Origin of the sequence: Janthinobacterium sp. BJB401, from assembly GCF_013372745.1 — a bacterium.
In the GTDB taxonomy this organism is placed as follows: Bacteria; Pseudomonadota; Gammaproteobacteria; order Burkholderiales; family Burkholderiaceae_D; genus Janthinobacterium; species Janthinobacterium rivuli.
Genome location: NZ_JABXFH010000002.1, coordinates 1 through 20548, shown reverse-complemented (window position 1 = coordinate 20548; position 20548 = coordinate 1). Strand labels below are relative to the sequence as shown.

The following is a 20548-nucleotide window of genomic DNA, read 5'->3' as shown; positions in this document are numbered from 1 at the left end:
GAAAAAGGTACGTGAGCGCAGTTGCAGGATATTCCGAGCCTGGCGAATTTCTTCGTCGCAACGCTCCTCGGACTGTGGATTTTAACATTGGCAAGGCCGGCGCGCCAGTTTGTTCGCCATTTATTGCCATGTAACAACACATAAAAAAAGCGCCCGCGGCCAGAGGCCGGGACGCTTTTCTTGCGAGTTGGACTAGATTACTTCAGGCCGGCGGCGTCGCGCAGCAGGGCGACCTTGTCCGTGCGTTCCCACGTGAATTCCGGCTCTTCGCGGCCGAAGTGGCCGTAGGCGGCGCTCTTCTGGTAGATCGGGCGCAGCAGGTCGAGCATTTGCACGATGCCTTTTGGACGCAAATCAAAGTGCGCCAGCACCAGCTTGGCGATTTCCGCGTCGGGAATCACGCCCGTGCCTTCCGTGTAGACGGTGATGTTGATCGGCTTGGCCACGCCGATGGCGTAGCTGACCTGCACCTGGCATTGGCGCGCCAGACCGGCCGCGACGATGTTTTTCGCCACGTAACGGGCCGCGTAGGCTGCCGAACGGTCGACTTTCGATGGATCCTTGCCCGAGAACGCGCCGCCGCCGTGCGGGGCTGCGCCACCGTAGGTATCGACGATGATCTTGCGGCCGGTCAAGCCGCAATCGCCTTGCGGACCGCCGATGACGAAACGGCCCGTCGGGTTGACGAGGAATTTCGTGTCGGTCAGCCATTCGCGCGGCAGGATCGGCTTGATGATTTCTTCGATGACGGCTTCTTCGATCTGCTTGTGCGAGATTTCCGGCGCATGCTGGGTCGACAGCACCACCGTGTGCACGCCGACGGGGCGGCCATCGACGTAGCGCAGGGTCACTTGCGATTTCGCATCCGGACGCAGCCATGGCAGACGGCCATCCTTGCGCAGTTGCGACTGGCGCTCGACCAGGCGGTGCGCGTAGTGGATGGCGGCGGGCATCAGCTCGGCCGTTTCATCGCAGGCGTAGCCGAACATCAAGCCCTGATCGCCAGCGCCTTGATCCAAGTCAATCCCCGCACCTTCATCGACGCCTTGCGCGATGTCCGGCGACTGCTTGTCGTAGGCCACCAGCACGGCGCAACCCTTGTAGTCGATGCCGTATTCCGTGTTGTCGTAACCGATGCGTTTGATGGTTTCGCGCGCAACTTGAATATAATCCACATTGGCGTGCGTGGTGATCTCGCCAGCCAGCACCACCAGACCGGTGTTGCACAGGGTTTCGGCAGCCACGCGGGCGGCTGGATCCTGGGTCAGGATGGCGTCAAGGATGGCGTCGGAAATTTGATCGGCAACCTTGTCGGGATGGCCTTCCGAGACGGATTCGGAAGTGAAGAGATAGTCGTTTGACATTGCAAGCTCCTGTTTACTATGTGAATGTTCTGTCGCAGTAAAGAGGATTTTGCCTGCGACGCTTTAGCGATATTTATATTCCGCTTCGCAAGTTGTCTATTAACTCAGCGGTTACTGCATACGTGGTATTTTACGCTTCTTAAAAAATTTTGGCACGGCAACACGCCATTCCTGGAAACAGCTTATACATGTTAGTCCCAATTTTCCGCTTCCTGTCCATCTTTCCCCTGCCCGTCCTGCATGCCCTGGGCGCTGCGCTCGGCTGGGTGATTTACGCCATTTCCCCGTCCTACCGCCGCCGCATGCGCGAGAACATGCAAGGTGCGGGGTTTTCGCAACACTTGCACACGGCCGTGGCCGAAGCGGGCAAGAGCGTGCTGGAATTGCCCTTCATCTGGTGCGCGCCGGCCGAACGCGTGGCGCGCCATGCGACGGTGGAAAACTGGGAACTGGTGGAAAAGGCGCTGCAACACGGCCGCGGCATCGTCTTCCTGACGCCGCACCTGGGCTGCTTTGAAATCGTTGCGCAACAGATCGCACTGCGCACGCCGCTGACCGTGATGTACCGTCCGCCCAAGCGCGCCGCCTTGAAACCGCTGATCGAAGGGGCCCGCGCGCGCGAAAACCTGATGCTGGCGCCGGCCAATATGTCGGGCGTGCGCATCTTCGCCAAATGCCTGAAAAAAGGCCAGCCGATCGGCCTGCTGCCCGACCAGGTGCCGCAAGAGGGCGAAGGCGTGTGGGCCGATTTCTTCGGCCGCCCCGCCTACACCATGACCCTGCCGGCCAAGCTGGCGCAGATGGGCGGCGCCGAAGTCATCATCACTTACGCGGAACGCCTGCCGGGCGGACGCGGCTATGTCGTGCATTTCGTGCCGTTTACCGAATCGCTGGACAGCACTTCGGCCGAGCAGGCGCGCACGATCAACGCGGCCATGGAACAATTGATCGCGCGCAGCCCGGCGCAATACCTGTGGAGCTACAACCGCTATAAAGTGCCGCGCGGCGCACCGCCGCCCACGCCCGCCACGCCCGACGCCGCCGGGGAGCAGGCATGAGACTGCTGATCGCCTTCATGTGGCTGCTGCACTGGCTGCCATTACCCATCCTCGGCCGTTTCGGCGTGGCCGTCGGCAGCCTGCTGTTCATCGCCATGCCCGCGCGGCGCAAGATCGCCCTGACGAATCTGCGCCTGTGCATGCCGGAACTGACGGAAAAACAACGCGTGGCCCTGGCGCGCCAGCATTTCCAGGCGTATTCGCGCAGCGTGTGGGAACGCAGCATCCTGTGGTGGTCGTCGGAAGCGCGTCTGAACCGCCTGATCAGGAAGGTGCCCGCCTTCCCGGGCCAGCAGATCGCGGCCAAGCCGACCATCCTGCTGTGCCCGCATTTCGTCTGCCTCGACGTGGCCGGCGCCGCCACCGCCATGGAGATCTCCGCCTCGTCGATGTATGTGCAGCAAAAGAACGCCGCCTTCGACCAAGCCTTGCGCAATGGCCGTTCGCGCTTCAAGCCGCCCAAGCTGTTTACGCGCCAGGACGGCATCAAGACGATTCTGCGCGCGCTGCGCGACGGCTTGCCGTATTTCATGCTGCCGGACATGGATTTCGGCGAAAAGGATGCGGAATTCGTGCCCTTCTTCGGCGTGCCTGCCGCCACCCTGACGGCCACGGCGCGCCTGGCGCTGGCCGCCAAGGCGCAAGTCATTCCCGTCATCGCCACCTTCCTGCCCAATTACCAGGGCTGGCAAGTAACGTATTACCCGGCGTGGGATGACTATCCGGGCGACGACATCACGGCCGCCACGCGCCGCATGAACGAATTCATCGAGGAGCGCGTGCGCGAAGCGCCAGCCGAGTATTTCTGGACGCATAAACGCTTCAAGACGCGTCCGGAAGGCGAAGCGTCGTTCTATAACCAGCACAAGTGATACGGCAGACCATGAAACTCCAATTTACCAAAATGCATGGCGCCGGCAATGACTTCATCGTCATCGACGCCATCCATCAAGAGATCGACTTCACGCCGGCCCAGTGGCAGCGCCTGGCCGACCGCCGTTTCGGCATCGGCGCCGACCAGATCCTCGTGGTGGAAAAGCCGCGCCTGCCCGGCTGCGACTTCCGCTACCGCATCTATAACAACGATGGCGGCGAAGTCGAGCAATGCGGCAACGGCGCGCGCGCCTTCGTCAAATTCGTCAGCGAAAAGGGCTTATCGACCAAGGACAGCATCCGCGTGGAAACCATGGCCGGCATCATCGCGCCGCGCCTGGAACTCGACGGCAGCATCACGGTCGACATGGGCGCGCCCGTGCTCGAACCCGCGCTGGTACCCTTCGATGCCCTCGGTCTGGACGGTGTAGCGCAAGGCAACGACACTGTCTGGCCGCTGGACCTGGCCTTGCCGGGTCAACCCTCTCCCGTGCTGGTGTCCGTCGTCTCGATGGGCAACCCGCACGCCGTGCAAGTGGTCGACGATGTCGATGCGCAAGACCTGGAAGTGACGGGCCCGCGCATCGAGCACCATCCGCGCTTTCCCCGCAGGGTCAACGCCGGCTACATGCAGATCGTCGACCGTCATCATGTGAAACTGCGCGTGTTTGAACGGGGCGCGGGCGAAACCCTAGCGTGCGGCACGGGCGCCTGCGCCGCCGCCGTGGCCGGCATCCTGCGCGGCTTGCTCGACTCCCCCGTGCGCATCAGCGCGCGCGGCGGCGAACTGTCGATCGCCTGGCAAGGCCCCGGCCAGCCCGTCCTGATGACGGGTCCGGCCGTGACCGTGTTCGAAGGCACGATCGAGCTGTAATCAACGCTGCATCATGCCGCCAGGAACTGCTGTTCCTGCGCGACATCAAGTTCCGCCAGGTAGCACTTCAGGCGGTACAGGCGCTGCCGGTAATTGCCTTCCGGCCCCGCCACGCCGCAATCGACGCGCTCGAACAAACGCACCGCCTGATCGAGCAGCTGGCGCTCCTGCGCCGTGCGGATCAGCACCAGGCGCCGCTTGCCGCGTCCATGTGTGGCGCTGATATCGATCAACAGACAATGCCCCTGATCGGCCGCATGGATATCGAGCAGCAGCGCCTCGGCACGCGACAGATGAAAGCAGCGCGCCAATGCCAGCCGTGCCGCCAGCAGGGGGTGGCTCTGGCCCAGTTGCCGCAAATGCCCATCGGCGTGCAAGGCGGCGCACTGGCCCCAGTCGCCGGGTTCGCCTTGCGGCGCGATCTTCGCCAGCGCCGCCTCCGCTTCACGGCTGCCTTGCGCCTGCGCCTGCAGCAGCCAGTACGCGGCCCGCACATCGTTGTTGACGCCGTCGCGGCGATTGCGCCAGGCATGCATGCCGCACTCGAGCTGGGCCGGACCATGCCCCAGGTCGGCGGCACGCTCCAGGCAGGAATGGGCTTCGACCACATTGCGCTGGGAAAATTCCGGTTTCGTGTAGATGCGCGACAGCACGAACCAGGCTTCGGCCAGACCCTGCTCGCCAGCCTGGGTCAGCCAGCGCACGGCCCGCTTGAAATTGGCCGCGCCGTTACGCGTGGCCAGGCGCTGGCCATGCGCATCCATGCGCGCATAGCCGAGCCCCAGCTCCAGCTGCGCCGTACGGTCGCCGCCATGCGCGGCCAGCTCGCAACACTGCCAGCCCTCTGCATCGCCGCCAGGCGCCAGGGCCTGGGCGCAACGCGACAGCAACAGCACCTGCTGCGCGTCGAGGGTGATCGTGCGCGCCCCGGCGGCCGCCTGGCGCTGCAGCAGCTCGCGCGCCAGCGGCAAGCCTTGCGACAGGAAGCCCGCATGGTTGCCCTGGCTCCATGCCTGCTCCAGCCAGGCATGCAGCGGCGCGTCGCCATCGATGGATTTCTCGCCAGCGGCGCTGGTGTCCGGCCCGCAGGCTGCGGAAGATCCCTCTTGCATGGATAACAACCATTGCGCATCGGGCAAGCCGGCGCGCACGGCGGCGTCCAGTGCCACGCGCGCCTTGGCGCGCAAGGCTTCACTGTGGCTGGCGGCATTGCCCAGCACCAGCTGCGCCAGCACCAGCCCCGCCTGCACCAGGCCCGCGTCGAATGCCTGCGCGTAATACGGGATCAGCACCTTGGCCGACGGTTGCGCCACTTCGAACGGCACGTGCGTGCCGATCAGCAAGCACGCTTCCGCGCTATCCTCCTGGGCCGCCCGCGCCAGCCAGTGCAAGGCGGTCGGCAGGCTTTGCGGCACTCCCTGCCCAAACAGATACACGCGTCCCAACGCCAGCTGGCAAGCCACATCGCCCGCGCGCGCTCCCTTGATCAATCCTAATGTTTCGCGATTTGCCATCGATTCTCGATATTGAGTCAATGATTCTAATGAGTGAGCCGTCTCCAGGCCCATCAATGCAGGCCTTCCCTTAGTGTAACGTCCTTGTGTCATAAATCCGCCAAAGCGGCCTCAAGAACTTGATTCACCGCAACAATGTCCAAGCCCTGACATGCCAATATCACAATGCGCAGCTACCGTGGCGATGGGGAAACGCTTGCCATCGGCGCAGGATCGGCAGAAACCGCGCGTTACAAAAATACAACAGGGGCATGCAGTTATGCCGCTTTTCACCAATCTTTTCACGCATATTTGACCAATCCCGCACGTCTTGCGCGCCGACGAATTAAGGTTCATTCATCGAAACGCGACAGTTAGCGTGTTTCAATCTGCTCGGATCTCGGACGGAACTCACTTTTAATAGGGAATAAGACATGAAAAAATCACTCGTTGCCCTCGCACTCTTCGGCGCCTTTGCCGCAACCGCACAAGCGCAGTCGTCCGTCCAAATCTACGGCACGATCGATGCTGGCCTGGGCAAAATGACCGGTTCGAGCACCGCTGTCACCAAGCGCGACAACAACAAGCTGGGTTTCAAAGGCACGGAAGATCTGGGCAATGGCTTGAAAGCTATTTTCCAACTGGAAATTCGCTATGAATCCGATACGGGTACGCTGGAAAGCAACTCCCGTCCGCTGTTCCAGGGTCAAAGCCGCGTCGGCCTGCAAGGCAACTTCGGTATGGTGCGTCTGGGCCGCGGCCTGACCGCCTTCCAGGAATCGAGCACCGCGTTCGAACCATGGTCGGGCATGCCTACGCCAGCCGGCTTCCAGACCGACATCACGGTGGCCGCCTACAGCAGCGATCCGCTGAGCGCAACCGGCAACTCGCGTAACCGCTTCTCGAATGCCGTGTTCTACAACTCGCCAGTCATCAGCGGCTTCCAGTTCAACGCCACTGTCGCCGCCAAGGAAGCCAATAACAATCCGGCATTCCCTGGACCTGGAGCTACGCCACCAGCCAACAACTACCCGGTGGCTGCCAATGCCGCGCCAGAGTCGAATCCGTACTCGGTCTCGGCCACGTACAACTACGGCCAGTTCGCCGGTATGGCCGCATATGAGCGCAATGGCGTGCAAGCCAAGCTGTGGTCGGTTGCCGCATCGTTCAATCCGGTAACGGAACTGAAACTGATGGCGTCGTACCAGCATCAGGATGACAGCAACTTCAAGATCATCAACACCGACACCAAAGCATGGCTGGTTGGCGCCAACTACGACGTCGGCCCAGGCAAGGTTCGCGCTGGCTACGGTCAAAAAACGCCAGACGGCGTGACCAAAACCAAACAAGCATCGCTGGGCTACGACTACAACCTGTCGAAACGCACCTACCTGTACGCGGACATCTCGAACCGCAAGGATGCTGTGTCGAAGACCTACATCGGTCTGGGCTTGCATCACAACTTCTAATGGCCGGCCAGTCACCCTCCGCGGGTGACTGCTGAACCAGGAGTACAAGGCGGCATGGGCAACCATGCCGCTTTTTTCATGGGCGCGCGGAAAATGCATCGCTACCGTCCCCTTTGCGCCTATGCCGGCGCACTCTCGGTTAGAATGAAGTGTTCAACTTTCACTGACAGATATTCTCAATGACCGCCACACTCGATTCCAGCACCGTCGCCCAGTACCTGAGCGAGCACCCGAATTTCTTCGAAGAGCATACCGCCCTGCTCGGCGAGGTCAAGCTGAGCAGTCCGCTGACGGGACGCACCATCTCGCTGCAGGAGCGGCAAATGGAAGTGATGCGCGACAAGTACAAGGCGCTGGAACTGCGCATGTCCAAGCTGAGCCGTGTGGCCGAGGAAAATGGCGACATCGCCAGCAAGTTCCACGGCTGGAACCAGGCCATGCTGCAAGTGCGCAACGATGCGGACATGCCGCGCGTGCTGGTCGATGCCTTGCAAAGCAATTTCGACGTGCCTTACGTCAGCCTGCGCCTGTGGCAAGTGCTGCCGGAACACGCCGACGGCTGGTTCACGGAAGATGTCACGGCCGACGTGCGCATGTTCGCCAACAGCCTGCAAACCCCGTACTGCGGCAGCAACCGCGATTTCGAAGCCGTGCACTGGTTGCAAGCTGACAAGATCGAATCGACCGTCATGATCGCCCTGCGCGCCCCGAACACCACGGGCACCTTCGGCCTGCTGGTGCTCGGTTCGCCCGACAGCGAACGCTTTACCTCGAGCATGGGCACGGATTTCCTCGTGCATATCGGCGCCACAGCCAGCGCCGCCCTGGCCGCGCTGCGCGCCGGCTCGCCTGCCTGAGTCAGCCATGAACGCGGTGCGCGGCAAGGCCGAGTGGCTTGACGCCTACCTGGCGCAACTGGCCACGCAGCGCAAGCTGTCGCCGCATACGCTCGACGCCTACGGGCGTGACCTGCGCGCCTTGCTGGAACTGAGCGGCAATACGCCCTGGACGGCGCTGGCGCACAACGAAGTGCGCCGCTACACGGCCAAGCTGCACGCCGGCGGCCTCGACCCGCGCTCGATCGCCCGCAAGCTGTCGTCGTGGCGCGGTTTTTTCAACTGGCTCAGCGGCGAGACCACGCTCGACGCCAATCCCGTCGACGGCATCCGCGCCCCGAAGCGGGCCAAAACCTTGCCCAAAGCCCTGTCGGTGGACGACGCCGTGCGCCTCGTGGCGCCCGCGCAACACCAGCAAGGCGCGGCCGAACCGGAACAGCTGTGCAACCGCGCCATGTTCGAACTGCTGTATTCCAGCGGCTTGCGCGTGTCCGAACTGACCAGCCTGGACACCCATTACTGCAAGGCGGAAAATGGCCAGCCCGCCTCGCTGGGCTGGCTCGACATGGCCAGCTTCGAAGTCATCGTCACGGGCAAGGGCAGCAAGATGCGCAAGGTGCCGGTCGGCAAGGCGGCGCTCGTGGCCCTGACTGCCTGGCTGGGCGTGCGCCCGCCGGCGGCCGATGGCAGTGCTGCCTTGTTTTTAAGCACGCGCGACACGCGCATCTCGCCCCGCGTGCTGCAGCTGCGCCTGAAGGCGCACGCGCTGGCCACCGAGATTCCCGCCAACGTGCACCCGCACGTGCTGCGCCACTCGTTCGCCTCGCACGTGCTGCAATCGTCGGGCGACTTGCGCGCCGTGCAGGAAATGCTGGGTCACTCCAGCATCACTTCGACCCAGGTCTACACGGCCCTCGACTTCCAGCACCTGGCGCACGTGTACGACCAGGCGCACCCGCGCGCCAAGCTCAAGTAGGCAGCCGCACCCGCTGGCCAGCCTGATCCATATCAAGCGGATCGGCGCGCATTTGCAAGCTTTTGCAAAATTCCGGCATAATCGTCCGCATTCTTCCGCTTGCGCGGCGGCACCACCGATTACAAGGCATCTCTCATGGCACTGATTCCAACCACCATCCTCACCGGTTTCCTGGGCGCAGGCAAAACCACCTTGCTCAACCGCATACTGCAGGAAGACCATGGCATGCGCATCGCCGTGATCGAAAACGAGTTTGGCCAGGAAAACATCGACAATGAAATCCTGGTGCAGGATAGCAACGAACACATCATCGAGATGAACAACGGCTGCATCTGCTGCACCGTGCGCGGCGACCTGATCGTGGGCCTGACGGAACTGGCGCGCAAGCGCGAGGCCGGCCTGCTGGCCTTCGACCGCGTCGTGATCGAAACGACGGGCCTGGCCAATCCCGGCCCCGTGGCGCAAACCTTCTTTGTCGACGAGGAAGTGGGCAGCCACTACATGCTCGACGCCATCATCACGGTGGTCGATGCCCGTCATGCCATGAAGCAACTGGACGAATACGAGGAAGCCCAGCGGCAAGTAGGCTTTGCCGACAAGCTGCTGCTGTCGAAAACCGACCTCGTCAGTGAAGAGGCCGTGGACATCCTGACGCGCCGTTTGAAGCGCATCAATCCCCGCGCCCCGATCGCCAAGGTCGATTTCGGCCGCGCGCCGCTGGCCGAAGTGCTCGACATCCGCGGTTTCAACCTGAATGAAAAGTTGGAACTGGACCCGGATTTCCTCGCCACGGAAACGGCGCATGTGCACGATCATGACCATGCACATGAGCACAAGCATGAGCACGCACATGAACACAAGCATGAGCACACTGCGGCCTGCGCCACCGATTGCGGCCATGCCGACCACCACCATGCGCAGCACAGCGACGATATCGCCGCCTTTGTTTTCAAAAGTACGCAACCGTTCGACAGCGCCAAGCTCGACGAGTTCCTCGGCGGCTTGGTGCAAGTGTATGGCCCGCGCATGCTGCGCTACAAGGGCGTGCTGCTGATGCAGGGCGCCGAGCGCAAGGTGGTGTTTCAAGGCGTGCACCAGCTAATGGGCAGCGACCTGGGCGCCAAATGGGGCGAAAACGAAGTGCGTGGCAGCAAAATGGTGTTTATTGGCAAGAATCTACCAAAAGACATTTTTATTCGCGGACTCGAACAATGTTTGGTATAAACTAGCCGGGTTTTGCAAAGTACCCGTTGCAAAGCAGAAACAAAAGGGAAAGTTAAGCACGCTTTCCCGCTGTCCGACACCCATCTTGCTGGTAGAAACCAACAAGTAGCCGTTTCTGATCGGCTAGTCAACAAATCGGGATGGCAATATAAAGCAAAGCGTGCCAAAATCAGCGACGAAAACGGCCCATGTCGTTCGCCTGTCATGAAATGCTGGCAAACTGCCGCTGGCCGCATGCCAGGCATGCAACCGATCCACCCAACACGCCTGTTGACGCGCGCATAGCGCGACTGGCATAGAGCGGTAAAAAGTTATCAACATGGCACCTTAGCCGGCCGGTAGTCCTGGCTTACGCCGGCAAGCCAAGGTCGCACGCAGTACAGCGGGACAGCAATGCCAAGCGGAACCTGTACAGTTGCTCGGTATCGCCGCATCAACTGATCAATTTGAAAACTCTGTCGTATCGAAGGTAAGCGAAGTTATGACCAAAACTAATAAATCGACCCCGGCCGCCAACCAAGACATCCCACTCATCAGCGAAGACCAAATTCGCGCCATGAGCGAAGATGACTACATGAATCCGGCACAACTGGCATTCTTCAAGGCGCGCCTGCAGCAGCTTGAAAAAGACCTGCTGAAAAACGCCGGCGAAACCACGGAACACTTGCGTGAAACCGTGCTCGTCCCGGACCCTGCCGACCGCGCCACCATCGAGGAAGAGCATGCGCTGGAACTGCGCACGCGCGACCGCGAGCGCAAATTGCTGAAGAAAGTACAGCAATCGATCGCCAGCATCGACGCCGGCGACTATGGCTGGTGTGAAGAAACGGGCGAGCCTATCGGCATCCCCCGCCTGATCGCCCGTCCGACCGCCACCCTGTCGCTGGAAGCCCAGCAACGGCGCGAACTGAAGCAAAAGCTGTACGGCGACTGATCACCCTCCCCTTGCGCGGCCGCCCCGGCGGCTGCGCGATGGCGCATAAAAAAGCACACAACCTTTGGTTGCGTGCTTTTTTTTCGTCCCGCGCCGACTACACTGAAGCAGGCACTGCAGCGGCAAGTGCCGCTTGCAATTGCCTTTTCCATCCCCACTTTTGTAGCATGGGCGCGCAATCGCATGGCCTTGCACGCATCGGCACGAATCTTTTGAGGTCACTATGGAACAATTTCACGGCACCACCATCCTCTGCGTCCGGCGCGGCAAGCAAGTCGCCCTGGGCGGCGATGGCCAGGTAACGCTCGGCAACATCGTCATGAAGGGTACGGCCCGCAAAGTGCGTAAGTTGTATCAGGGCAAGGTCCTGGTCGGCTTTGCCGGCGGCACCGCCGACGCTTTTACCTTGCTCGACCGCTTCGAAGGCAAGCTGGAAAAACACCAGGGCAATCTGCTGCGCGCCTCCGTCGAACTGGCCAAGGACTGGCGCACCGACCGCGTGCTGCGCCGCCTGGAAGCGATGCTGCTGGTGGCCGACAGCGAGTCGACCCTGGTCATCACGGGCAATGGCGACGTGCTGGAGCCGGAAGACGGCATCGGCGCCATCGGCTCGGGCGGCACCTATGCCCAGTCGGCCGCCAAGGCGCTGCAGGAAAACACGGACTTGTCGCCGGCCGAGGTGGTCAAGAAATCGTTGACCATCGCCGCGGAACTGTGCATTTACACGAACATGTCGCACATCATCGAGACGCTGGAATAAGCGTCCCCCGAGCACAGAATAGAAAGCCAACTATGATCATGAACATGACCCCGTCGGAAATCGTTACCGAACTCGACAAGCACGTGGTGGGCCAGGCCAAGGCCAAGCGCGCCGTCGCCATCGCCCTGCGCAACCGCTGGCGCCGCCAGCAGGTGGCCGAGCCCTTGCGCCATGAAATCACGCCCAAGAACATCCTCATGATCGGCCCCACGGGCGTCGGCAAGACGGAAATCGCGCGCCGCCTGGCCAAGCTGGCCGAGGCGCCGTTCATTAAGATCGAAGCGACCAAATTCACGGAAGTCGGTTATGTGGGCCGCGACGTCGACACCATCATCCGCGACCTGATCGACATCGGCATCAAGCAGACGCGCGCGCTGGAAATGAAGAAGGTGCGCGCACGCGCCGAAGATGCGGCCGAAGACCGCGTCATCGACATCCTCGTGCCGCCGGCGCGCGACTTCGGCTTCACGCCGAATACGGCCGCGGCTGTGGATACGGGCGGCAGCGGCGACAGCACGCGCCAGACCTTCCGCAAGCGCTTACGCCAGGGCGAGCTCGATGACAAGGAAATCGAGATCGAGCTGGCCGAGGCAGGCCCGCAGATGGAAATCATGGCGCCGCCGGGCATGGAAGAAATGACGGAACAGATCAAGTCCATGTTCTCGGGCGTGGGCGGGCAGCGCAAGAAGGCGCGCAAGGTCAAGATCCGCGAAGCCTTGAAACTGCTGGTCGAGGAAGAAGCGGCCAAGCTGCTCAACGAAGATGAGCTGAAACAGAAGGCCATCCAGAACGTCGAGCAGAACGGCATCGTCTTCCTCGATGAAATCGACAAGATCGCCTCGCGCTCGGAGTCCGGCGGCGCCGACGTCTCGCGCGCGGGCGTGCAGCGCGACCTGCTGCCGCTGGTCGAGGGCACGACCGTCAACACCAAGTACGGCATGATACGCACGGACCACATCCTGTTCATCGCCTCGGGCGCCTTCCACCTATCGAAACCGTCGGACCTGATCCCGGAACTGCAGGGGCGCTTCCCCATCCGCGTGGAACTGGAATCGCTGTCGATCTCGGACTTCGAGCGCATTCTCACCAGCACCGACGCCTGCCTGACGATGCAGTACGAAGCCTTGCTGGCGACGGAAAACCTGAAACTGCAGTTCGCGCCGGAAGGCATCACGCGCCTGGCCGAAATCGCCTATTCGGTAAACGAGCGCACGGAAAACATCGGCGCGCGCCGCCTGCACACGGTGATGGAAAAGCTGCTGGAAGAAGTGTCGTTTACGGCCAGCGAAGGCAGCAGCACCACGGAAAACCTGCTGGTGATCGACGCCGCGTATGTCAACGAACGCCTGGAAGCGCTGTCGGTCAACGAGGACCTGTCGCGCTACGTGCTGTAAGAAGGAAGGGGGAACCGATGGCAAACAAGGCATTGGCGACGCGGCAGAAAATGCAGTTCCGCGTCGAGCCCTCGCAAAAACCGCGCAACCCGGTCGCCACTGCCGCCCTGCAGCGCGCCGCCGGGGCGCACGTGAAAACCGTGTCAGGCCAGCGCCAGCAGGAAAAACGCCTGCTGGCGAAACTGCTGTTGAAGGTGGAAACAGACAAATAGGCCGCCCGCGGACACCCCATTTTGGGGGCGTCCGCCATCAGGCCACTCTGTGCCGCAGCAGCATCCCCTTAGAAACGGTAGGACGCGCCCAGCGAAAACATGTCGACCTTGGTCGTTTGCTTGCTGTTGTACTTGACCGGCACGCGGTCCCAGTCGAGGTGCAGCGACCAATTCTGGTTCAGCGCATACGCCGTGCCGATGCCGTAGGTCAGGCCAATCTTGCTCTTCTTGTCCGAACCGCCGCCCAGATAATCGACCTTGCCCTGCGTGTAGGCCGCGCCGGCACGCCCGCTCAGTGTAAACGCGTCAAACTGGTAACCGAGCACGCCCTGCATGCCGAGGCCCGTGAACTTGCCGCGGCCCGCACGCTTGCCGGCTTCCGTGTCGAAGCCGGACTTGACCTCGCCACCCATATACCCCACCAGCTCAATCGAAGGCAGGGCCACGCCGCCCTGAAACGGCAGCGCGTCGAAACTGTAACCCAGGTAGGCCTTGCCATTGCGCTTGCTGCTCTTGTCGCAATCGCTTTGTCCGGCGATGCAATCGAGGCCGGTGCTGGCGCGAAAGCCATAGCTGGCGCCCGCATAGAACGGACCCGGTGTCGGTTCGGCGGCGGCGGCATGCAGGGGGGCGATGGCGGCCAGCGCCAGCAGCGCTGCTGAAAAATGAAATTTGGAGAACATGGATAACCTCTACAAGTGGATGGATTGCCTGGTTGTAGCGCGCTGCGCGAGCCACAAGCGGGAGTGTCATCGCTTTTGCAGAAAAGTACTATCATCTTGTGCAAAGTGCCATTTACGGCTACATTCGGTACCGTCATCCGCTACCAAACTTGCATAAAGGAACTATCGTGAGTTCACCTGAACTGGTTTTGCGCGTGCTGCGCACCCAACTGCGCGCCGCCGGCATCACGTACAAGGTATTGGCCGAACGCATCGGCATGAGCGAATCGAGCGTCAAGCGCATGTTTGGCCAGCACGACATGTCGCTGTCGCGCCTGGCCCTGATCTGCAAGGCCTCGGGCATCGCCATGGAGGATGTGCTGCGCGGCGCGGCCGACATCACGCCGCATGCCGACACGCTCACCCTGGTGCAGGAAAGGTCGCTGGTGGCGCATCCGCGCCTGCTGCTGGTGGCGATTTGCTGCCTCGGCCACTGGAGCCTGGAGCAGGTGGTGGAAACGTATGCGCTGACGCAGGCCGAATGCATCGGCTGCCTGGCCGAGCTGGACCGGCTGGGCTTGATCGAACTCAAGCCGCTGAACCGCTACAGCCTGCGCGTCTCGAACGCCTTCCACTGGCTGGCCGACGGTCCGGTGCAGCAGTACTTCCGCGAACACGTGGTGGCCGATTATTTCAGCGGGCATTTTGACGGCGCTGGCGAAACCCTGATGTGCATCCCGGCGCGCCTGTCGCTGTCGAGCGCGCAGGAACTGGTGCAAAAGATCCGCCAGCTGGCCGAGGAACTGGCGCGCCTGCACCAGAACGACCGGCGCCTGGCACCCGCCGAGCGCGACGGCTTTACCCTGCTGCTGGGCTTTCGCTCATGGGAATTTGCCGCCTTCACGGCCCTGCGCCGCAGCACGGCCGCCCCCGCGGCGCCCTACCAGACCGGTCCCAGGAACAGATAGAGCGTGCTCTCGCCACCCTTGGTCGCGCCCGCCGCCACATATACGGGACCGAAGCGCGTATCGACGGACACAAAGGCGCTGCTGGCCTGAGTGAATTTGCTGCTTTTCCAGCGCTCGCTCTGATCGAAGCCGCCGCCCATCTCCAGCGAAAAGCCGGCCCGCACCACGCCGCCCAGGGTGCTGGGCAGGGAACCGATGCGGCGCGCCATCACGAAGCGCGCGAAGGCGATACTGCGTCCTCTCACCGATTCAAATTCCGTGCCGGACAAGCGCAGGAAACCACCGAGATTGAGCGGCGCTTCGTCACGCTGCGAGCGCGCCCATTCGCCATACACGTGACCGGCCCAGTTGCCACGGCCAAAGGCCTTCAGGCCCGTGATGGACGATTGGCCCAGGGCCGCCTCGCCCACCCCCGTGGTCGTATCGCGCGTCCAGATGGCCTCAAGCAGGGCGCCGCGCGTGGGAAAGCCCGGCGAATCGAGTGTATCGGCGCGAAATCGCACGAACTGCGTGGTGCCCAGCGCGCGCGATTCCGGTTGCGTAGGGTCGGCCGGAATCGCCCGCCTGCCCTTGACTTCCGTACGAGCGACGCCGAACTGCAGATCGCCCCAGGTACCGAACTGGCGTCCCAGCACCAGTGCCGCCGTCTGGCCGTTATAGGCCAGGCGCGCGCTGCGCCGGCCTTTGTCAAACACATCCATGGCTGACGAGGTGTACTGCAACTGCGGCGCGATATACCACGGGTTGCCGGCGCCCAGCGGCTGCCAGAACTGCACCCCATAGCCGCGTTCATTGCCGATCTGCGCCGTGCTGCGCAACTCGCCGCCCCAGCTGTTCAGATTCGAGCGCACGTGCAGCAGCTTCAGGGCAAAGTTATTGCTGTCCCTGAAATCGCTGGCCAGTTCCAGGCCCACGCGCAGGCGGTTGCTGGCCCATGGTGCCTCGACGGCCTTGATGCTCACCGTGCGCTGGTCGCCCGCGTCGACCACGTCCGTCTCCACGCGCGCCACATCGCCGCGGCCATACAGCCTGGCCGCCGCCTTGAGCACATCTTCCTGGCTGACCGACTGTCCTTCCACCAGGCCCGATTGCGCCTGCAGGATGCGTGGATTGATCTCGCCTTCGCTCTCCACGGCCAGGCGCGTGAGCGGCAGGGCCACGTCCAGCAGGGCCGGCGCCGCCAGGCGCAGCTGCTCGCGCGCCGCATACTGTTCCGGCGGCAGGGCCAGTGGCGCCAGACGGGCGGCCAAGGCTTGCGCCGCCTGCTCGCCGGCACGCATGGCGCGCGCATAGTTTTCAAAGTCGAGGAAACTGACGCCCGTCAGGTCGGGCGCCACCAGGATATCCTGCGGACGCAATTCCTTGAGCGAGCGCTGCACGTTCTGCTCCGTGAGGATTTGCAGCATCTGCTGCGCCACGCCGATGGCGCTGCCCAGGTCTTTTTCCGGCGCCAGCGGCGTGCCCACGTTGACGGCGATGATGATGTCGGCGCCCATGGCGCGCGCCATGTCGACGGGCAGATTGCGTACCAGGCCGCCATCGACCACCAGCCGGTTGTTCACGCGCACGGGCGCAAACACGCCCGGCACGGCCAGCGAGGCACGCATCGACAGGAACAAAGGCGTATCGACCAGCTCCACCAGCTCGCCATTGACCAGGTCCGACGCCACCGAACGGAAAGGCAGCGGCAGCTGGCTGGCGGGACGGTCGCGCATGCCGGCCGGCAGCAGCCGGTTCAGCGCCATTTCCAGCGCCGCATTGCTGGCCGCCGCCGGCGGCGTGGAAATGCCGTTGCGGCTGGTGCCAAACTCGATGCGCGACGGCAGCAGCAAATCTTCCTCGCGGCGGCGGAACGCCAGTTCGTCGCGCGGCGGCCGGTCGGCCACCACGCGCGCCCAGTTGGTCTCGCGTGCCATCTTTTCCAGGTCCGCCACGGAAGCGCCGGCCGCATACGCGCCGCCCACCACGCCACCCATGCTGGTGCCGACCACCATGTCGATCGGCACATGCAGCTCCTTCAGTACTTTCAATACGCCGATATGCGCGAGGCCCCGCGCGCCGCCGCCCGACAGCACCAGGGCGATGCGCGGACGCGCCGGCGCGGGAACGGCGACGGTGGAAACAGGGGAAGACGTAGCGGCGGGGACGTCGGCGGCGGCGCCGGCTTGCGGCAAGGCGCACAGCGCCGCCACGCAGCCCGCCAGGACGGCACGGATCGAGAACATGAAGACTCCTGTGGCGATGGCGGCATGGCGCCATCGGCAAAATACGATAAAAACAGCGTTAGTTTGACGGCGGCGGCACGCTGCCGCTCACTTGCGGCGCCGGCATCATGGTCGCCGGCCGCTGCTGCTCCATCGGCAGCGGCGGCGGCACCAGGTTCGATGCCGGTGCAGGAGCCGCGGCCGGCGTCGGGGTGGCGGACACCGGCCCCGGCAAGGCCAGCGCCTTGTCGTCGGCCACCAGGTCGATGCGCTTGCTCACGCCGCCATCGCGCAGCAGCACGTGGCGCGCATGCACTTCCAGCACCGTCACGCCGGGCACCACTTCGGCCCCCTCCGGCAAGGCCACGGAGGGCTTGCCATCGGTCGAGATGATGGCCACGCTGCCGCGGCCATTGCCGGCGGCCACCACACCCTTGAGCTGGTAGTTGCTGGCCGTGGCCACGCTGACCTGGCCGCCGAACAGCGAAGCACCCGCCTCCACGCTGGCATCCTGCACCACCGGATTGGGGGGCGGATTGATGGGGCGTTGCGGCGCCTTGAACAGCTGCATGGCCCAGTAGGCCAGCGACACGGACAGCGCCACGACGGCGAGCAAACTTGTAACTTGAGGCAAACGCTTCATGGCTTCCTTGGATTCTTATCTTACGAGCTGATTGATTTCGATAATCGGCATCAGCACGGCCAGCACGATCAGCAGCACCACCACGCCCATGGCCAGGATCAGGGCCGGCTCCAGCAGGCCCGCAATGGTGAGCGTGCGGCGTTCCAGGTCCTGCTCCTGCGCGCTGGCGGCGCGTTCCAGCATGGCCGGCAGCTCGCCCGTGATTTCGCCGGCGCGTATCATGTGAATCAGCATGGGCGGAAAATGCTTTTGCGCCGACAGCGCACGCGCCAGGCTGACGCCCTCGCGCACGGCGCCGCTGGCGTCCGCCACCAGTTCCTGCATCGCCACATTGGTCAAGGTGTCGCGGCTCGTGTCGAGCGCGCGCAGGATCGGCACGCCGGACCCCGTGGTAATGGCCAGGGTGCTGGCGAAACGCGCCGTGTTCAGGCTGCGCTCGAACTTGCCGTACAAAGGCGCCGTCAGCAGCCAGGTATGCCAGCGCCGTTTCAGGGCCGGCTGCTGCAGCGCGCGGCGCCAGGCGAACCAGGCGCCAACCAGGATCACGGCCACGATGAGGCCATAGTTGCGCACGAAGTCCGACAGCGCCAGCATGATCACGGTGAGCATGGGCAGCTTTTGCTTGGTGTTGGCAAATACGGAAACGATCTGCGGCACCACGTAGGTGAGCAGGAAGATCACGATGGAAAACGCCACCACCGTGACGATGGCCGGATACGTAAAGGCCAGCTTGACCTTCTGCACCAGCGCATTGCGCCGCTCGATGTAGTCGGCCAGGCGCGAGAGCACGCGCGACAGATGGCCGATCTGCTCGCCCGACGCCACCAGCGCCCGGTAAATTTCCGCGAAATCGCGCGGATGGCGCGCCAGCACGTCGGAAAACGCGGCGCCGCCGATCACTTCCGAGCGGATCGAGGCGATCAGATCGCGCAGATACGGCCGCTCGGCCTGTTCCAGCAAGGCGGAAAAGGCCTGCTCCAGCGGCAGGCCCGCTTCCAGCAAACTGGCCAGCTGGCGCGTAAACAGGGCCAGTTCGGTGCTGGACAGGCGCTCGCCGAAGCCGCGCCGTTTGGTGACGCCGGCGGCGTCGACCTGCGCGGCGATCGGTTCGACGGCCAGCGGCACCAGGCCTTGCACGCGCAGCTCGGCGCGCGCGGAACGGGGACTGTCGGCATTGAGCACGCCCTTGCGGGTGGCCCCTTGCGCGTCGACGGCTTCATAACGGAATGCGGGCATGGTGGCGGGCCTAGTCTTTGGTCACGCGCAGCAATTCAGCCTGCGTGGTGGTGCCGTCGCGCAGCCAGCGTTCGCCGTCGTCGCGCATGCTCGTCATGCCGTCCTGCAGGGCCACCGCGCGCACTTCCGCTTCCGACGCGCGGTTGTGGATCTGCGCGCGGATCTGCTCCGTCGTGCGCAGCAGTTCATATACGCCGACACGCCCCTGGTAGCCCGTCTGGCCGCAATGCTCGCAGCCGACCGCCTGCCAGTACTCGCCATCGAAGGTTTTACACGAACCGCACAATTTGCGCACCAGGCGCTGCGCCAGCACGCCGAGCAAGGACGAGGACAGCAGGAACGGTTCGATGCCCATGTCGAGCAGGCGCGTGACGGCCGCCGAAGCGTCATTCGTGTGCAGGGTCGCCAGCACCAGGTGGCCCGTCAAGGAGGCCTGCACGGCGATCTGCGCCGTTTCCAGGTCGCGGATCTCGCCGATCATGATCACGTCCGGATCCTGCCGCAAAATCGCCCGCAAGGCCTTGGCAAACGTCATGTCGATGCGCGGGTTGACCTGCGTCTGGCCGACGCCGGCCAGGTCGTATTCGATCGGGTCTTCCACCGTCAGGATGTTCGTGGTGGTGGCGTTGAGCATCGACAGCGCCGCGTACAAGGTCGTCGTCTTGCCCGAGCCGGTGGGGCCCGTGACGAGCACGATGCCATGCGGTTGCGTGATCAAGCCGTCGAACTGCCCCAGCATGGGCGCGCTCATGCCCAGGTGCTGCAAGTCGAGGCGGCCCGCTTCCTTGTCCAGCAAACGCAATACGGCCCGTTCGCCATGCCCTGTCGGCAGGGTCGAGACGCGCACGTCGACGGGTTTGCCGCCCACGCGCAGGGTGATGCGGCCATCCTGCGGCAAGCGCTTTTCCGCGATGTCGAGCTGCGCCATGATCTTGATACGCGAAATCAGCGAACCGTGAATGGCCTTGCGGGGGCGCACCACGTCGCGCAGGCTGCCGTCGATACGGAAGCGCACGACGGAGGTCTGCTCGAACGGCTCGATGTGGATATCGGACGCGCCTTCGCGCAGCGCCTGCGTCAGCAAGGCGTTGATCATGCGGATGACGGGCGCGTCGTCGGACGATTCGAGCAAATCCTCGATGGCCGGCACGTCCTGCAGCAGCTTGGTCAGATCCAGGTCGGCGTCGAATTCATCGGCCATCTGCGAGGCGTCGCCGCCGCCGCCCGCGTAGGCGCCGGCAATGGCCGCATCGAGTTCGCCGCGCGGCAGCACCGTCAGCTGGATCTGGCCGAAACGGCGCGACACTTCGGCGATCGCCGCCGGCGCCGTCGATGCGGCCACCAGCACCTCGACGGGGGCGCCGTCGA

19 protein-coding genes and 1 riboswitch are annotated in these 20548 nt (G+C 63.5%); of the genes, 12 read left to right on the top strand and 7 right to left on the bottom strand.

Features of this window, described 5'->3' with window-relative positions; all coding sequences use genetic code 11:
* Positions 1 to 6: 6 nt before the first annotated feature.
* Positions 7 to 75: riboswitch (S-adenosyl-L-homocysteine riboswitch) on the bottom strand.
* A gap of 122 nt (positions 76 to 197) precedes the next feature.
* On the bottom strand, positions 198 to 1364 hold the full coding sequence (metK, locus tag HWE17_RS01800; protein ID WP_035823888.1) for a methionine adenosyltransferase: 1167 nt from the start codon (positions 1362 to 1364) through the stop codon (positions 198 to 200).
* 188 nt (positions 1365 to 1552) lie between these two features.
* On the opposite strand from metK, the gene HWE17_RS01795 reads away from it, so the two are divergent.
* Genes HWE17_RS01795 through dapF form a run of 3 tightly spaced genes read left to right on the top strand, consistent with a single transcriptional unit; the run spans position 1553 to position 4169 of the window.
* Positions 1553 to 2422, top strand: a complete 870-nt coding sequence (locus HWE17_RS01795) for a lysophospholipid acyltransferase family protein (RefSeq protein ID WP_035823886.1) — start codon at positions 1553 to 1555, stop codon at positions 2420 to 2422.
* Positions 2419 to 3294, top strand: coding sequence for a lipid A biosynthesis acyltransferase (locus HWE17_RS01790; protein WP_176387638.1), 876 nt, complete (start codon positions 2419 to 2421; stop codon positions 3292 to 3294). The genes HWE17_RS01795 and HWE17_RS01790 overlap by 4 nt, the downstream gene beginning before the upstream one ends.
* Positions 3295 to 3305: 11 nt before the next feature.
* Positions 3306 to 4169, top strand: a complete 864-nt coding sequence (gene dapF / locus HWE17_RS01785; protein ID WP_176387637.1) for a diaminopimelate epimerase — start codon at positions 3306 to 3308, stop codon at positions 4167 to 4169.
* Between the two features lie 11 nt (positions 4170 to 4180).
* Here dapF and HWE17_RS01780 read toward each other — a convergent pair whose 3' ends face one another.
* Entirely contained in the window at positions 4181 to 5683 is a 1503-nt protein-coding gene (locus HWE17_RS01780) for an SEL1-like repeat protein (RefSeq protein WP_176387636.1), read from the bottom strand.
* A 413-nt stretch (positions 5684 to 6096) separates the two neighbouring features.
* On the opposite strand from HWE17_RS01780, the gene HWE17_RS01775 reads away from it, so the two are divergent.
* The 8 genes from HWE17_RS01775 to HWE17_RS01740 all read left to right on the top strand — a co-directional run bounded on the left by HWE17_RS01775 (position 6097) and on the right by HWE17_RS01740 (position 13467).
* Positions 6097 to 7131 (top strand): porin, encoded by a 1035-nt coding sequence (locus HWE17_RS01775; RefSeq protein WP_176387635.1) that lies wholly within the window; start codon positions 6097 to 6099, stop codon positions 7129 to 7131.
* Positions 7132 to 7310: 179 nt separating this feature from the next.
* Positions 7311 to 7988 carry a DUF484 family protein gene (locus HWE17_RS01770; protein WP_035823876.1) on the top strand — a complete coding sequence of 226 codons (678 nt, stop codon included), beginning with the start codon at positions 7311 to 7313 and terminating at the stop codon, positions 7986 to 7988.
* A gap of 7 nt (positions 7989 to 7995) precedes the next feature.
* Positions 7996 to 8943 (top strand): tyrosine recombinase XerC, encoded by a 948-nt coding sequence (locus HWE17_RS01765; protein ID WP_176387634.1) that lies wholly within the window; start codon positions 7996 to 7998, stop codon positions 8941 to 8943.
* 135 nt (positions 8944 to 9078) lie between these two features.
* The gene (locus HWE17_RS01760; RefSeq protein ID WP_176387633.1) at positions 9079 to 10167 is read left to right on the top strand and encodes a GTP-binding protein; all 1089 of its coding nucleotides are present in this window, start codon (positions 9079 to 9081) and stop codon (positions 10165 to 10167) included.
* Between the two features lie 481 nt (positions 10168 to 10648).
* Positions 10649 to 11101 (top strand): RNA polymerase-binding protein DksA, encoded by a 453-nt coding sequence (gene dksA / locus HWE17_RS01755; RefSeq protein ID WP_034753066.1) that lies wholly within the window; start codon positions 10649 to 10651, stop codon positions 11099 to 11101.
* Positions 11102 to 11324: 223 nt separating this feature from the next.
* Entirely contained in the window at positions 11325 to 11861 is a 537-nt protein-coding gene (gene hslV / locus HWE17_RS01750; RefSeq protein ID WP_035823869.1) for an ATP-dependent protease subunit HslV, read from the top strand.
* Between the two features lie 38 nt (positions 11862 to 11899).
* Complete coding sequence (gene hslU, locus HWE17_RS01745; RefSeq protein ID WP_035828527.1) at positions 11900 to 13255, top strand: ATP-dependent protease ATPase subunit HslU; 1356 nt, start codon at positions 11900 to 11902, stop codon at positions 13253 to 13255.
* Positions 13256 to 13272: 17 nt separating this feature from the next.
* Positions 13273 to 13467 (top strand): hypothetical protein, encoded by a 195-nt coding sequence (locus HWE17_RS01740; protein WP_034753063.1) that lies wholly within the window; start codon positions 13273 to 13275, stop codon positions 13465 to 13467.
* Positions 13468 to 13535: 68 nt separating this feature from the next.
* Here HWE17_RS01740 and HWE17_RS01735 read toward each other — a convergent pair whose 3' ends face one another.
* Positions 13536 to 14150, bottom strand: coding sequence for an outer membrane protein (locus HWE17_RS01735; RefSeq protein ID WP_176387631.1), 615 nt, complete (start codon positions 14148 to 14150; stop codon positions 13536 to 13538).
* 167 nt (positions 14151 to 14317) lie between these two features.
* On the opposite strand from HWE17_RS01735, the gene HWE17_RS01730 reads away from it, so the two are divergent.
* Positions 14318 to 15097, top strand: a complete 780-nt coding sequence (locus HWE17_RS01730) for a helix-turn-helix transcriptional regulator (RefSeq protein ID WP_035823864.1) — start codon at positions 14318 to 14320, stop codon at positions 15095 to 15097.
* Here HWE17_RS01730 and HWE17_RS01725 read toward each other — a convergent pair.
* The 4 genes from HWE17_RS01725 to gspE all read right to left on the bottom strand — a co-directional run.
* Entirely contained in the window at positions 15070 to 17322 is a 2253-nt protein-coding gene (locus tag HWE17_RS01725; RefSeq protein WP_176387630.1) for a patatin-like phospholipase family protein, read from the bottom strand. The genes HWE17_RS01730 and HWE17_RS01725 overlap by 28 nt on opposite strands.
* 58 nt (positions 17323 to 17380) lie before the next feature.
* Positions 17381 to 17944, bottom strand: a complete 564-nt coding sequence (locus tag HWE17_RS01720; RefSeq protein ID WP_099401234.1) for a type II secretion system protein N — start codon at positions 17942 to 17944, stop codon at positions 17381 to 17383.
* A gap of 15 nt (positions 17945 to 17959) precedes the next feature.
* Complete coding sequence (gene gspF, locus HWE17_RS01715) at positions 17960 to 19180, bottom strand: type II secretion system inner membrane protein GspF (protein WP_176387629.1); 1221 nt, start codon at positions 19178 to 19180, stop codon at positions 17960 to 17962.
* 10 nt (positions 19181 to 19190) lie between these two features.
* A partial coding sequence (gene gspE, locus HWE17_RS01710; protein ID WP_176387628.1) for a type II secretion system ATPase GspE occupies positions 19191 to 20548 on the bottom strand: 1358 nt, incomplete at its 5' end.